The 14,815-nt window shown below is 70.1% G+C and carries 10 protein-coding genes and 2 pseudogenes; 9 read left to right on the top strand and 3 right to left on the bottom strand.

Translation table 11 applies throughout. From position 1 onward, the window contains the following. Positions 1-69: 69 nt before the first annotated feature. Complete coding sequence (tsaA, locus tag KHC27_RS12665; RefSeq protein WP_213339739.1) at positions 70-579, bottom strand: tRNA (N6-threonylcarbamoyladenosine(37)-N6)-methyltransferase TrmO; 510 nt, start codon at positions 577-579, stop codon at positions 70-72. 86 nt (positions 580-665) lie between these two features. Between tsaA and KHC27_RS12660 the strand changes: the two genes are divergently transcribed. The 4 genes and pseudogenes from KHC27_RS12660 to metH form a co-directional block, all read left to right on the top strand. Further along, a complete protein-coding gene (locus KHC27_RS12660; protein ID WP_213339738.1) occupies positions 666-1,694 on the top strand; it encodes an ArsR/SmtB family transcription factor in 1,029 nt (342 codons plus the stop codon). Further along, positions 1,694-2,626: a methylenetetrahydrofolate reductase [NAD(P)H] gene (gene metF, locus KHC27_RS12655; RefSeq protein ID WP_213339737.1), complete on the top strand. Its 933-nt coding sequence runs from the start codon at positions 1,694-1,696 to the stop codon at positions 2,624-2,626. The genes KHC27_RS12660 and metF overlap by 1 nt, the downstream gene beginning before the upstream one ends. 190 nt (positions 2,627-2,816) lie before the next feature. After that, a pseudogene (locus KHC27_RS12650) lies at positions 2,817-3,872 on the top strand (homocysteine S-methyltransferase family protein); the annotation flags it as partial. 190 nt (positions 3,873-4,062) lie between these two features. Next, positions 4,063-6,720, top strand: a pseudogene (metH, locus tag KHC27_RS12645) (methionine synthase); the annotation flags it as partial. A 182-nt stretch (positions 6,721-6,902) separates the two neighbouring features. Here the strand turns inward: metH and KHC27_RS12640 are convergent. Continuing rightward, positions 6,903-7,883 carry an aliphatic sulfonate ABC transporter substrate-binding protein gene (locus KHC27_RS12640; RefSeq protein ID WP_213339736.1) on the bottom strand — a complete coding sequence of 327 codons (981 nt, stop codon included), beginning with the start codon at positions 7,881-7,883 and terminating at the stop codon, positions 6,903-6,905. 83 nt (positions 7,884-7,966) lie between these two features. Next, entirely contained in the window at positions 7,967-9,220 is a 1,254-nt protein-coding gene (locus tag KHC27_RS12635; RefSeq protein ID WP_213339758.1) for an amidase, read from the bottom strand. 186 nt (positions 9,221-9,406) lie between these two features. Here KHC27_RS12635 and pdxY point away from each other — a divergent pair, with 186 nt between their 5' ends. The 5 genes from pdxY (at position 9,407) to KHC27_RS12610 (ending at position 14,775) form a co-directional block, all read left to right on the top strand. After that, a complete protein-coding gene (gene pdxY, locus KHC27_RS12630) occupies positions 9,407-10,255 on the top strand; it encodes a pyridoxal kinase PdxY (protein WP_213339735.1) in 849 nt (282 codons plus the stop codon). A 4-nt stretch (positions 10,256-10,259) separates the two neighbouring features. Continuing rightward, complete coding sequence (locus tag KHC27_RS12625) at positions 10,260-11,156, top strand: PhzF family phenazine biosynthesis protein (RefSeq protein WP_213339734.1); 897 nt, start codon at positions 10,260-10,262, stop codon at positions 11,154-11,156. Between the two features lie 11 nt (positions 11,157-11,167). Next, entirely contained in the window at positions 11,168-11,887 is a 720-nt protein-coding gene (locus KHC27_RS12620) for an NUDIX hydrolase (protein WP_213339733.1), read from the top strand. A 122-nt stretch (positions 11,888-12,009) separates the two neighbouring features. Beyond that, positions 12,010-13,047, top strand: a complete 1,038-nt coding sequence (locus KHC27_RS12615) for a BMP family protein (protein WP_213339732.1) — start codon at positions 12,010-12,012, stop codon at positions 13,045-13,047. 165 nt (positions 13,048-13,212) lie between these two features. Beyond that, positions 13,213-14,775 carry an ABC transporter ATP-binding protein gene (locus KHC27_RS12610; protein ID WP_213339731.1) on the top strand — a complete coding sequence of 521 codons (1,563 nt, stop codon included), beginning with the start codon at positions 13,213-13,215 and terminating at the stop codon, positions 14,773-14,775. The last annotated feature ends 40 nt before the right edge of the window (positions 14,776-14,815 follow it).

Raw genomic sequence — 14,815 nt, 5'->3', positions numbered from 1 at the left:
CCAAGGGGTGGCCAGGGTTTGTCAGATATGCGTGAGAAGCCGGGGTGATGTTTCGCGGCCACACTGGCCTCAACGCCGCGCTTCGCGCCAGCCCACGAGGGCCTCGGGGTGGCTGTCGGTGGAGGCGAAGTACGGCTTGATGTCCAGCAGCGGCGTGCCGTCGAGGCAATCAAGCCCCGTCACCGTCAGGCTCGCCTCGTTGATCGCGATGAGGCGAACCGCGCTCAGCGCGATGGGGTTGGGCCGCGCCGGGCTGCGCAGGGCGAAGGTGCCGCGACCTGTTCCATAATGGCGGGGAATTTGGACCAGAAGATCCCGTGGCGCCAGGTTCATCCAGTACAGTAGCCAGAGGTGCGTGGTGCCCTCCAGCCCCTCAAGGGCAGGCTGGTAGCGGGGGTCGAGCTCGACCGTGCACAGCGCATCGCTTTCACGCCCGTTCTTCGGACAGGCTGACCGCTCCTGCCAGGGTGTGTGGAGGCGGCCAATGAAGAAGAGGGCGGCGTCCGGCCGCTCCGGCAGGTCGATTGTGACTTCGCCGGTCCGATGGCCGAATGCCGCGCCGGCGCTGGATGAGGTCATTGGGTCGTGTCCCGTCGCTCGATGAGCCGCTTGCGGGGCGGCGAAAAAAGACATAAAGATATCTTTATATCTTGAATGAGGTGTTCATGTCCGCTCCGACGCTCCGCCTGGCGCCGCTGCTCGACGGCCTGAAGGCGGCCGGCGAGGATACGCGCCTGCGCCTTCTGGCGCTCATCGCGGACGGGGAGCTGACGGTTTCCGAGCTTACCGACATTCTGGGCCAGTCACAGCCGCGCATTTCGCGCCATCTCAAGCTGCTGGCGGAGGCGGGGCTGGTAGAGCGGTTCCGCGAGGCGAGCTGGGTGTTCTACCGCCGCAGCGCTGACACGCCGGGTGCGGCGCTGACCGACGCGCTGCTGGGCCTCATGGCCCCGGACGACGAGATTTTGCAGCGCGACCGCGAACGGCTCGCCGCCGTGCGGGCCGCCCGGGCTGCGGGAGCGCAGGCCTATTTTCGAGCGCACGCCCACGAATGGGATGCGATCCGCCGGCTGCACGCCCCGGACGAGCAGGTGGAGGCCGCCATCCTCGCCGCACTGGGTCCTGAGCCTATCGGCGCCTTGCTCGATCTCGGCACCGGCACCGGGCGGATCCTGGAACTGTTCGCCCACCGCATCGAGCGCGGCGTGGGAATAGACCTCTCCGCCGATATGCTCGCGGTGGCGCGCGCCAATCTGGAGCGCGCCGGTGCGCGCAACTGCACCGTGCGGCAGGGCGACATCTATGGGCTCGCCTTGCCGCGCGACACGTTCGACGTCGTCATCCTCCATCAGGTGCTGCATTTCCTTGACGACGTGCCGCGTGCGCTGAAGGAGGCCGGCCGGGTGCTGAAGCCTGGCGGCCGGCTGCTGGTGGTGGATTTCGCTCCCCACGATCTCGAATTCCTGCGCGAGCAGCACGCCCATCGTCGGCTCGGCTTCTCCAGCGAGGCGATGGAAGGCTGGCTGGCCCATTCCGGCTTTGAAACGCTGTCCCACATCGCGCTCGCTCCCGGCAGCGCAGCGGGGCAGGCCCTCACCGTGTCGCTTTGGCTGGCGCGCGATCCGCGCAGCCCCGGGGCGGCCGCAACCGACACGACCCCCGCCGGGTCGGAAGACCGCAAGGAGGTCGCCTGATGCCCACCGACACCGAGCGCCGCAGCCGCCGAGCCGGCGGCCGGCCCATTTCCGTCTCCTTCGAGTTCTTCCCGCCGAAGACGCCGGAGATGGAGGCGACGTTGTGGAGCTCCATCACCCGGCTCGCGCCGCTGGCACCTAAATTCGTATCGGTAACCTACGGCGCTGGCGGCTCCACCCGCGAGCGTACTCATGCCACGGTGGCCCGTATCGTGGATGAAACCCGGCTCGCGCCAGCGGCTCATCTCACCTGCGTCGCCGCCAGCCGGGGCGAGGTCGACGATGTGGTGCGGGGCTACTGGGATGCCGGCGTGCGCCACATTGTGGCGTTGCGCGGCGATCCGCCGGGCGGGGTCGGCCAGGCCTATGAGCCCCATCCCCAGGGTTATGCCTCCTCGGCCGAACTGGTGGCCGGGGTGCGGCGCATCGCGAATTTCGAGGTGTCGGTCTCGGCCTACCCCGAAAAGCACCCGGAAAGCCCCTCCTTCGAGGTCGATCTCGACATTCTTCAGGCCAAGGTGGATGCCGGCGCCAGCCGTGCCATCACCCAGTGCTTCTTCGACAACGACCTGTATTTCCGTTTTCTCGACAAGGTGCGGGCGCGGGGCATCGACGTGCCGGTGGTGCCGGGCATCCTGCCGGTGAGCAACTTCAAGCAGGCGCGCAATTTCGCCGAGAAGACCGCCACCTATATGCCGGAGTGGCTGGCCTCGCGTTTCGAGGGGCTGGACGGCGATCCCGAGACCCGCAAGCTCATCGCCGCCGCCGTGGCAGCGGAACAGGTGTTCGATCTGGTCGACCGCGGCGTGACCGAGTTCCATTTCTACACGCTGAACCGCGCCGATCTCGTCTACGCGATCTGCCACCTGCTCGGCATCCGCCCGCCGGCCGCGGCGGAGGGGCCTGGGGTGGCCGCCGGCGTGGCCGCATGAGTCGCCGTGCACCGGGAGCGAGGGGGCCGGCCGGTGCGGCCACCATCTCCTCCCGCCCTGCTGGCATAACCATCTGACGTGCCGTATCGAGAGTCTGCGCGAGACGACGGCGCTGCGTACGCCGGCCCTCGCACCGATCCTTCCCAGCGTTGCCTTCCGCGGCCACGGGGCCGCAGAGAGTGAGCCTGCCATGACCGCCAACCATCCGAGCGACACCTTCGAGGCCCTGCGCGAGGCGGCGGCCCAGCGCATCCTCATCCTCGACGGGGCGATGGGCACCATGATCCAGCAGCTGAAGCTGGACGAAGCGGGTTATCGCGGCGAGCGTTTCCGTACCTGGAACCGCGATCTGCGGGGTAATAACGACCTGCTGAACCTCACCCAGCCGGCGGCGGTGCGGGACATCCACCTCGCCTATTTCCTGGCAGGGGCCGATATCGTCGAGACCAACACCTTTTCCGGCACCACCATCGCCATGGCCGACTACGGCATGGAGAGCCTGGTGCGCGAGATCAATATCGAGGGCGCGCGGGTTGCCCGCGAGGCGGCGGCGTTGGCACAGGCGAAGGATGGCCGCCGCCGGTTCGTCGCCGGCGCCATCGGCCCGACCAACCGTACCGCCTCCATCTCGCCGGACGTGAACGATCCCGGCTTCCGCGCGACCTCGTTCGACGAACTCGCCACCGCCTATGGCGAGCAGGCCGAGGCCCTGCTCGAGGGCGGCGCCGAGCTGCTGCTGATCGAAACCATCTTCGACACGCTGAATGCCAAGGCGGCCGTCTTCGCCATCGAGCGGCTGTTCGCGGCGCGTGATCTGCGCGTGCCGGTGATGATCTCCGGCACCATCACCGACCTGTCCGGCCGCACCCTGTCCGGCCAGACGCCGGCCGCCTTCTGGAATTCGCTGCGCCATGCCCGGCCGTTTTCGGTCGGCCTCAACTGCGCGCTTGGCGCCCGCGAGATGCGTGCCCACATCGACGAACTCTCCCGCATCGCCGCCACGCTGGTCTGCGCCTATCCCAATGCCGGCCTGCCCAACGAATTCGGCCTTTACGACGAAAGCCCGGAAGCGATGGCGAAACTGGTCGGCGAGTTCGCCGCTTCCGGCCTCGTCAACATCGTGGGCGGCTGCTGCGGCACGACGCCGGACCATATTCGCGCCATTGCCGAGGCGGTCGCTCCCCACGCGCCGCGCGAGGTGCCCGAGATTGCGCCGCGCCTGCGGCTCTCGGGGCTGGAAGCCTTCGAGGTGGTGGCGTGATCCCTTTTGCGCGGGCGCCGGGGCCGGCCGGCGTCAGACCGGCGCGGCTTCCACGTGAAGGTTCCCGGCGCTCCGGCGTCCCGGCCGCCTGCTCGATCGAACGTGCCGACCATCTGCCCTATATTCCATCTCCGATGCAGACAGAGCAGCCGACATGACCGCCCCCGTCGCGACCTTCATCAATATCGGCGAGCGCACCAACGTCACCGGCTCGGCGCGCTTCCGCAAGCTCATCACCAATGGCGATTATGCCGCCGCGCTGGCGGTGGCGCGGGACCAGGTGGAGAACGGCGCCCAGATCATCGACGTCAACATGGACGAGGGCCTGCTCGATTCCGAGAAGGCCATGGTCACCTTCCTGAACCTGCTCGCCGCCGAGCCGGATATCGCCCGCGTGCCGATCATGATCGACAGCTCGAAGTGGAGCGTCATCGAGGCCGGGCTGAAGTGCATCCAGGGCAAAGGCATCGTCAACTCCATCTCCATGAAGGAGGGGGAGGAGGCCTTCCGCCATCATGCCCGGCTGGTGCGGGCCTATGGCGCCGCCGTGGTGGTGATGGCGTTTGACGAGCAGGGGCAGGCCGACACCTATGAGCGCAAGATCGCGATCTGCGCCCGGGCCTACCGCATTCTCGTGGAGGAGGTGGGCTTTCCTCCCGAGGACATCATCTTCGACCCCAATATCTTCGCCGTGGCGACCGGCATCGAGGAGCACGCCGGGTATGGCGTCGCCTTCATCGAGGCGACCCGCTGGATCCGGCAGAACCTGCCTTATGCCCATGTCTCGGGCGGCGTCTCGAACCTTTCCTTCTCGTTCCGCGGCAACGAGATGGTGCGCGAGGCGATGCATGCCGTGTTTCTCTACCACGCCATCGCCGCGGGCATGGACATGGGCATCGTCAATGCCGGCCAGCTCGCGGTCTATGACGAAATCGAGCCGGAACTGCGCGAAGCCTGCGAAGACGTGGTGCTCAACCGCCGTGCCGACGCCACCGAGCGCCTTCTGACGATTGCCGAGCGCTTCCGCGGCGGAGCCCGCGAAAAGAAGGAGGCGGACCTCGCCTGGCGGAGCTGGAGCGTGGACAAGCGGCTGCAGCACGCGCTGATCAACGGCATCACCGACTTCGTCGAGGCCGACACCGAGGAGGCCCGGCTTCGCGTGGCGCGACCGCTGCATGTCATCGAAGGCCCGCTGATGGACGGCATGAATGTCGTCGGCGACCTGTTCGGCGCGGGCAAGATGTTCCTGCCGCAGGTGGTGAAATCGGCCCGGGTGATGAAGCAGGCGGTGGCCTATCTCATGCCCTTCATGGAGCAGGAGAAGCTCGAGCTCGGCCTCACCGAGTCGAAGGCCGCCGGCAAGGTGCTGATGGCGACCGTGAAGGGCGACGTTCACGACATCGGCAAGAACATCGTCGGCGTCGTGCTTCAGTGCAACAATTACGAAGTCATCGATCTCGGCGTGATGGTGCCGGCGGCGAAGATCCTCGAAGTGGCGCGCCGCGAGAAGGTCGACGTCATCGGTCTTTCCGGTCTCATCACCCCCTCGCTGGACGAGATGGTGCATGTTGCTTCCGAACTCGAGCGCGAAGGCTTCGATGTGCCGCTGCTCATCGGCGGGGCGACCACCTCCCGTGTCCACACCGCGGTGAAGATCGCGCCGCATTATCTGCGCGGACAGGCGGTCTATGTCACCGATGCCAGCCGCGCCGTCGGCGTGGTGTCCAACCTGCTGAACGACAACAGCCGCCCGGACTATGTCGCCAGCATCCGCGCCGAATACGCCAAGGTCGCCGATGCCCATGCGAAATCCGACCGCAACAAGGTGCGGGTGAAGATCGCCGACGCCCGCGCCAACCGGGCGCTGCTCGATTTCGCCGGCTATGTGCCGCCGGCGCCGCGTCTCCTCGGCACCCGGGTGTTCGAGACCTACGATCTCGCCGAGCTGGTGCCCTATATCGACTGGACGCCGTTCTTCCAGTCGTGGGAGCTGATCGGCAGCTTTCCCGCCATTCTCGACGACCCCAAGGTCGGCATTCCCGCGCGGGCGCTCTATGAGGATGCCCGCCGCATGCTGGAGCGCATCGTCGCGGAGAAGTGGCTAAGTGCCCGTGCCGTCGTCGGTTTCTGGCCGGCCAACGCGGTCGGCGACGACATCGTTCTCTACCGCGACGACGCGCGGGCGGAGGAACTGGCGAGGCTCCACACGCTGCGCCAGCAGATGACCAAGAGCGCCGGGCGGAGCCATCTGGCGCTGGCGGATTTTGTCGCGCCGCTGGAAAGCGGCGTCGCCGACTATGTCGGGGGCTTCTGCGTCTCCACCGGGTTCGGCGAGCCGGAGCGTTCCGACGCCTTCAAGGCGGCGCATGACGACTATTCCTCCATTCTTCTCAAGGCCTTGGCGGACCGGCTGGCCGAGGCCTTCGCCGAGCGGATGCATGAGCGGGTGCGCCGCGAGTTCTGGGGCTATGCCGCCGACGAAGCGCTCGACAACGAGGCGCTCATCAAGGAGGCCTATCGCGGCATCCGGCCGGCGCCGGGCTATCCGGCGCAGCCGGACCACACGGAAAAAGCCACGCTTTTCAAGCTGTTGGACGCGACGGCGGCGATCGGCGTCGAGCTGACCGAAAGCTTCGCGATGTGGCCGGGCGCGGCGGTGTCGGGGCTCTATTTCGCCCATCCCGACGCGGCCTATTTCGGCGTCGGGCGGGTCGAGCGCGACCAGGTGGAGGACTATGCCCGCCGCAAGGGCATGGGCGTGGAGGAAGCCGAGCGCTGGCTCGCCCCCATCCTGAACTACGATCCCGCCACGCTGAAGGCCGCGGCGGAGTAGCCCTTTGGACCTGTATTAAAATACCAATACAGCCTCGCCCCGGCGGTGGATGGTCAGGCTGGTGAGGTGGACGATCCGGCCGATGAGACCATCCATCGGCCGATGAGACCGTCCATCACGGCCGGACAACCGCCTCCCCGGGAAGGGAGCGCGATCGCCGCCGATGCGCCGCCGCCGCGGGCTCAGCCCGCCGGCTGCCAGATGCCGACATCGGCGGTGTCGACCGGCTTCGGCACCAGACCTTCCGCTACGAAAGCGTCGGCGATCTTCTGCTGCTCCGCCAGCCCCTGCCGGGTCACCGGGGCGACGGCATAGCTGCGGCGCCCGTTAGCGGTCTCGATGGCGGCGGCATCGATGTTCCAGAGCCCGGCCAGCAGACGCGCCGCCTCGGCCGGGTGCTGCTTCACCCAGATGCTGGTCGCCTTGAGCTGGTCGAACAGCACCGCCAGCACCGGGCCGTGCTCCTTGGCGAAGCTCGCGGTGGTGAGGTAGTAGCGCTTGTAGCCGGCGAGGCCCGCGCCATCCGCCAGCACCCGGGCGCCCGACTGCTGCTGGGTGGTGGCGAGGAAGGGGTCCCACGCCACCCAGGCGTCGACATTGCCGCTGACGAAGGCGGCGCGCCCGTCCGCCGGGGTGAGGTAGGCCGGGGTGATGTCCTTGAACGAGAGCCCCGCCTGCGCGAGCGCGGCCAGCAGCAGGTAGTGGCTGCCGGCGCCCTTGGTCACCGCGACCCGCTTGCCCTTCAGCCCGGCGACCGAGGTGATGGGCGAATCCTTCGGCACCAGAATCGCCTGCGCGGTGGGCGAGGGGCCTTCCTCGGCGAAGAAGACGAGCTTGGCGCCGGCCGCCTGGGCGAAGACCGGAACCGTGTCGGCGACATCGGCGCTGACGTCGATCTTGCCGAGATTGAGCGCCTCCAGCAGCGGCAGGCCGCTGGTGAATTCGTGCCACGTCACCTCGACGCCCAGCGGCTGCAGCGCCTTTTCCAGCGCGCCATTGGTCTTCAGGATGGTGATGAGGGTGGAGGAGCGCTGGTAGCCGATGCGCACCGTGGCGGTGTCGGCGCGGGCCGGCGTGCGGGCCGTGGCCGATACGGCGAGGGCGGAGAGCGCGGCGAGGAGGCCGCCAAAGGCGCGGCGGGAGAGGCGACGGTCTGGGGTCATTGTTCCACCATTAGTATATCGTCAAAATATACTAATCGGCACACCCAGCGGCGCAACCCTTTTCGCCGCTCCGTCACCCCGCCTCAGGAAAGGGCGCGCTCCAGCAGGCGGGCGGTCTCCAGCGCGGCACGGTCGCGGCCGAAGCGGCCGACGATCTGCACCCCGATCGGCAGGCCCTTTTCCCCGGTGAGGCCGGGAACGTTCACGCAGGGCGAGCCGAGCAGCGTCCACATCCGGTTGAAGCTGGAAAGGCCGGTGGTCGCCAGCCCTTCCGGGGCGATGCCGGGGGCGGAGAAGGTGAGGATGGCGTCGAAGCCGGCGAAGCTGTCGGCCAGCGCGTGGCGCGCCCGCCGGGCGGTGCGGCGGGCCTCGTCGTAACGCTCCGGCGTGATCGCGGCGGCGCCGCCGAGATGGTGGCGCAGCAGGTCGGAGAGCTGGTCGCGGTGGCGGTCCCACTCGTCGGCGAGGGCGAGGAAGGCTTCGAAGTCCTGCACCAGGGCGTGGGCCGCATTCGCCGCCTGCACCGCCTCCGGCAGGGTGAAGGCGGCCACCGGCAGTCCCGCCGCCGCCAGCGCCCGCGCCGCTTCGGCGAGCGCGGCATGGGCGGCGTCGGAGGCGCTGGCGCCCTCCACCGTGTCGACCACGGCGATGCGGGGCGTGCCGGGCTCCTCGGCCAGCGCGAAGTCCCGCCCGGTGATCGCCCCCATGGCGAAGGCGAGGTCCTCGACCCCGGCGGCGAACAGGCCGATCGTGTCCAGCGACCAGGAGAAGGCCTTGATGCCGGTGGTCGGGATCAGCTTGAAGGAGGGCTTGAACCCCGCCACCCCGCAGAAGGAGGCGGGGCGGATCACCGAGCCGCCGGTCTGGGTGCCCAGCGCCAGCGGCAGCATGCCGGCCGCCACCGCGGCGGCCGATCCGGCGGAGGAGCCGCCGGGCGTGTGGGTAAGGTCGCGCGGGTTGCGGGTGCGGGCCGGCTCCAGGAAGGCGAGCTCGGTGGTCTCGGTCTTGCCGGGCACCAGGCCGCCCGCCCGCCGCACCATGCGCACCACCGTGGCGTCGCTGGCCGGGCGGTGGTCGGCGAAGATGGGCGAGCCGCGCCGGGTGGGGAAGTCCACCGTGTCGAGCACGTCCTTGATGCCGACCGGCAGGCCGGCGAGCGCGGTCTGGCCGAGGCCGGGGGCGGCGGCCTCACGGCGCAGCCCGTCGAGGTCCAGCGCGGCGAAGGCGCCGACCTCCGCCTCCCGCGCGGCGATGGCGGCGGCGCAGCGCTCGGCCACGTCGAGCGGGGTCAGCCGCCCGCTGCGGATGTCGGCGGCAAGGGCGCGGGCGGAGAGCATCTCGGTCATGGGCGGGTCCTTCAGAAGCCGGGTGAGGGGGCTCTCGCATGCGTGCCCCGGCGTGGCAAGGCGCGGGCCGGCCGGCGGGGCCCGCGGCGTTTATGAATCGTTTCACCGAAATTCGCTTGGGTGCTTGCCAGCTCTGCGCTAAGCGCGGATTGTTCAGAAACGGCCGGGGCTTGCGCGATGAACTTCCTTTCGATCCAATCCTGGGTGGCCTATGGCCACGTGGGCAACGCATCCGCCATGTTTCCCATCCAGCGGCTGGGGCACGAGGCCTGGGGCATCCACACCGTCCAGTTCTCCAACCACACCGGCTATGGCGCGTGGCGCGGGCAGGTCTTCGACGCCGCGCTGATCCGCGAGCTGGTCGGCGGCATGGAGGAGCTGAACGTGCTGCCGCGCTGCGACGGGGTGATCTCCGGCTATATGGGCGCGGCGGACATCGGCGAGGCCATTCTCGACACCGCGGCCCGGGTGAAGGCGGCCAATGCCGATTCGCATTACTGCTGCGATCCGGTGATCGGCGATGTCGGCCGCGGCATCTTCGTCCGCCCGGGCATCCCGGAATTCATGCGGGACAAGGCGGTGCCGGCGGCCGACCTCATCACCCCCAACCAGTTCGAGCTGGACTATCTCTCCGGCCGGGGCAGCTCGACGCTGGCCGAGGCGGTCGCCTCCTGCGACGCGGTGCATGCGCGCGGACCGCGCGTCATCCTCGTCACCAGCCTGCACACCGAGGACACGCCGGCCGATTCGATCGACCTGCTGGCCAGCGGGCCGGACGGCCGGTTCCGCGTCCGCACCCCGAAGCTCGACGTTTCGGTCAACGGGGCGGGCGATGCCATCGCGGCGCTGTTCTTCGTGCACTGGAAGACCACCCACAGCGCCGCCGAGGCCCTCGCCAAGGCGGCCTCCTCGGCCTATGGCCTGCTGGCGCGGACCGCGGCGGCGGGCTCGCGCGAAATCCTCACCGTCGCCGCCCAGGACGAGTTCGTCAGCCCCTCGCGCGTCTTCACACCGGAGAAGCTCTGATCCCATGCCCCGCCGCTTCGTCACCCTCGACGTCTTCACCGACCGGGCCCTGTCCGGCAATCCGCTGGCCGTCGTGCTGGAGACGGACGGGCTCGACGGCAACCAGATGCAGGCGATCGCGCGGGAGTTCAACCTGTCGGAGACGGTCTTCGTATTGAAGCCGGCAGAAGGCGAGCACCGGGCGCAGCTGCGCATCTTCACGGTCAACCACGAGCTGCCCTTCGCGGGCCATCCCACCGTGGGCTCGGCGGTGCTGCTCGCCATTCTCGACCGGGTGACGACCTCGACCGATTTCGTGCTGGAGGAGGGGGTGGGGCCGGTCTCCTGCCACGTGCAGGTGAAGGGCCCGCGCCACGGCACCGCCACCTTCGCGGTGCCCCGCCTGCCGGAGATCCTGGAAAGCGAGCCGGTCACGGTGGAGGCCTGCGCCCAGGCGCTGGGGCTCGACATCGCCGATATCGGCTTCGACGACTACCGCCCGGTGGTCGCCTCGGCGGGCGTGCCCTTCGTCTGCGTGCCGCTCGCCTCGCGCTCGGCGCTGGCGCGGATCACCCCGAGCGTCGGCCGGCTGATCCGCGCCTTCGGCGTGGGGGCCGATTCGGTCTATGTGTTCTGCCGCGACGAGGATGGCGAGGGCGACCTGCGCGCCCGGATGTTCGGGGCGAGCATGGGCATCGCCGAGGACCCCGCCACCGGCTCGGCCGCCGCGGCGCTGGCGGCGGTGCTGATGGCCGGCGAGCGCCCGGCCGACGGCTTCCACGCCTTCGACATCCTGCAGGGGGTGGAGATGGGCCGGCCCAGCCTGGTGCGGCTGGGGCTCGAGGTGGCGGACGGGGTTCTCACCGGCGTCACCATCGGGGGCGGCGCCGTCGTCGTCTCCGAAGGCGCGCTGCATCTGTGAGCGGCGCCGGGATGCGCGGTGCCCTCGCGCCCGAGATCGAGCCGCTGGCGCGGCTGGACCTCATCCGCGAGGAGGGCCCGCCGGCCTTCGCGCAGGCCAACGCCGCGGCGATCGCCGCCCATTTCGACACGCTGAAGGCGGCCAACCCGGCGCTGTGGAACGGCCGGGTGCTGCTGCTGGCCCGCCACGCCATCGCCGCGGGCGCGCTGACGGGCGCCTATCGCGAGTGCGACTTCGCCGCCTTCATGTGGTGGCGCGACATGGGCTTTCCCGACCCGACGCTGCGCAACGCCTTCGCCATGGGCGCGCTGCGCGGCGCCGACGGCGCCTTCATCCTCGGCGTCATGGCTGGCTGGACCGCCAATCCCGGCCGGATCTATTTCGCCGCCGGCACGCCCGACCCCTCCGACGTCACCGCCGACGGCCGGGTCGACCTCGCCGGCAGCGTGATGCGCGAGCTGGGCGAGGAGACCGGGCTCGGCGCGGCTGACGTTTCCCCCGCGCCGGGGTGGGACGCGGTGCTCGCCGGCCCCCGCATCGCGCTGATGCGCCAGCTCGTGGCGCATGAGGAGGCCGAGGCGGTGGCCGCCCGCATCCGCGCCCTGCTCGCCACCCAGGAGCGGCCGGAACTCGACGGCGTGGTGGTGGTGCGCGGCGAGAACGACCTCTCGCCCGCCATGCCGGATTTCATCGTCGCCTATCTCAGGTCGATGTGGAAACGCGGCGGCTGACGTCGCGGCGGGGCTGGCCCTCGCGCCATGCCCGTCCGAGAATGGCACGTCGCTCGCATCTGGGTTCGGCTTCAGACGCGCCGGGGGCAGGGCCGCCCGGTCGCTGCGTGGGAGAGAGAACAATGGACGTGAAATCGTCGCGGTCCCTGCCGCTTTTTTCGTCAGCCTCGGTGGACCGGCGGCAGGTTCTGGCGCTGGGCGCCGGTGCGCTCGCGGTCGCGGCCCTCGGCGGACCGGCCTTCGCGGCCAAGGCCAAGCCGATCCAGGTGGCGGCGATCTACACCGTGCCGGTCGAGCAGCAGTGGGTCTCGCGCATCCACAAGGCGCTGAAGGCGGCCGAGGCGCGCGGCGACATCACCTACAAATTCTCCGAGAACGTCGCCAACACCGACTATGAGCGGGTGATGCGGCAATATTCGCAGGAGGGCGCCGACCTCGTGGTCGGCGAGGTGTTCGCGGTGGAGCGGCCCGCCCGCAAGGTGGCGGCGGACTATCCCAAGACCGCCTATCTGATGGGCTCCTCCTTCGGCCCGACCAAGCCGAACTTCTCGGTGTTCGACAATTTCATCCACGAGCCCTCCTTCCTCACCGGCATGGTGGCGGGCAAGCTCACCAAGTCGAACATCATCGGGCTGGTGGGCGGCTACGCCATTCCCGAGGTCAACCGGCTGATGCAGGCCTTCATGGAAGGCGCGCTCTCGGTGAACCCGAACGTGAAGTTCATCGTGACCTTCATCAACAGCTGGTACGACCCGCCCAAGGCCAAGGAGGCCGCCTTCGCCCAGATCGACAAGGGCGCGGACGTTCTCTACGCCGAGCGCTTCGGCGTGTCGGACGCCGCCAAGGAGCGCGGCGTCAAGGCGATCGGCAATGTCATCGACACCTCCGCGCAGTATCCCGGCACGATCGTGGCCTCGGCGCTGTGGCAGATGGAGCCGACCATCGACCGGGCGATCAAGGCGGTGATCGACGGCACCTTCGTCGCCGCCGATTACGGCCCCTACAGCTACATGGCGGAGGGTGGCGCCAGCCTCGCCCCGCTCGACCCCAAGCTGGTCCCCCCCGACGTCATCGAGCTGGTGCTGGCGCGGGAGAAGGAGATCAAGGACGGCCTGTTCCGCGTCAATGTGAACGACGCCGAGCCCAAGTCCACCCTGTGACGCCGATGCCGTGAGGCCGGGCCGGCGCCCCGCCGGGGGCGCCGCGTCCATCCTGACTGCCGATGCCTCCCCGGCCGCCGCGGCCGGAGAGGGGGACCGTCCGCCGGTCCCGCGATCCCGCCGCGCCGTGCCATCCCGGCCGGGGCGTGCCGCCGGAGCGAGCGAATGCCATCCGACCTGCCGCCGCACGAGACCCGCCCGCTGGTACTGTCGCTCTCCGGCATCACCAAGCGCTTCGGCGCGCTGACCGCCAACGACGCCATCGACCTCGACGTGCGGGCCGGCGAGATCGTCGCGCTGCTGGGCGAGAACGGCGCCGGCAAGACCACGCTGATGAGCATCCTGTTCGGCCATTACGTCGCCGACGCCGGCAGCATCCACATCGCCGACGCCTCGGGCCAGATGGCGCCGCTGCCGGGCGGCTCGGCGCAGGCCGCGCTCGCGGCCGGCATCGGCATGGTGCACCAGCACTTCGCCCTCGCCGAGAATCTGACCGGCCTCGAAAATATCGTGCTCGGCACCGTGCCGCTGTGGCGGCTGGGCTTTTCCCGTGGCGCGGCGCGGGCGAAGATCGAGGGGCTGATGCGCGGCTCCGGGCTCGACATCGACCTCGACGTGCCGGTGGGCCGGCTGTCGGTGGGCGAGCAGCAGCGCGTGGAAATCCTGAAGGCGCTCTACCGCGACGTGCGCGTGCTCATCCTCGACGAGCCGACCGCGGTGCTGACGCCGCAGGAGGCGGAGGGGCTGGCGCAGACCGTGCGCCGGCTGGCGGCGCGCGGCCTCGCGGTCCTCTTCATCAGCCACAAGCTGCAGGAGGTGCTGGCGCTGTGCGAGCGCATCGTAGTGCTGCGCGGCGGCGCCAAGGTGGCGGACCGGCCGAGCGCGGGTGCCGACCGCGCCACGCTGGCCGAGCTGATGGTCGGCCGGCCGATCCCGCCCCGCACCCGCACACCGGGCCGGCCCGGCGCCTGCGTGCTCGACCTCGACGGCGTCAGCGTCGGCCGCGCCGGCGAGCGCGACCGTCTGGTCGAGGCGACGCTGAAGGTCCATGCCGGCGAGATCGTCGGCATTGCCGGCGTCTCGGGCAATGGCCAGGGCGCGCTGGCGGGGCTGGTGGCCGGGCTGATGGCGCCGAGCGGCGGCCGCGCCGACCTCGCCGGCACCCGGCTCGGCGCGGCGAACCCGGCGGCCCGGGTTGCGGCCGGCGTCGGCCGCATTCCCGAGGACCGCCACCGCGACGGCACCATCGGCGCGCTCAGCGTCGCCGAGAATCTGGTGATCGAGACCATCGCCGCGCCGGAAAACCAGTCCGCCGGCTTCCTGCGCTACGGCGCGCTGCGGGCCCGGGCGGCGCAGGCCATTCGCGACTACGACGTGCGCTGTCCCGGGCCGGACGCCGCCATCCGCGCCCTGTCCGGCGGCAACATGCAGAAGGTGGTGCTGGCGCGGGTGCTGGAGCGCGCGCCTCGCCTCGTGCTGGCGCATCAGCCCACGCGCGGCCTCGATATCGGCGCGACGACGGATGTGCACCGCCGCCTGCTCGCGGCGCGCGGGCGCGGCGCCGCGGTGCTGCTGATCTCGGAGGACCTCGACGAGCTGTTCGCCCTCGCCGACCGGATCGCCGTCATCCATGCCGGCCGGCTCTCGCCCGCCCTGCCGGCGGAGGGGCTGGACCTGCGCCGGGTCGGCCTGATGATGGCCGGGCACGCCGCCGGGGAGGCCGCGTGATGGCCGCCGCCGGCACGCAACCGGGCCGGGGCATCCACCC

Origin of the sequence: Ancylobacter lacus, assembly GCF_018390635.1 — a bacterium.
In the GTDB taxonomy this organism is placed as follows: Bacteria; Pseudomonadota; Alphaproteobacteria; order Rhizobiales; family Xanthobacteraceae; genus Ancylobacter; species Ancylobacter lacus.
The sequence above is the reverse complement of the archived record's forward strand: the minus strand, read 5'-3'. Positions and strand labels throughout refer to the sequence as shown.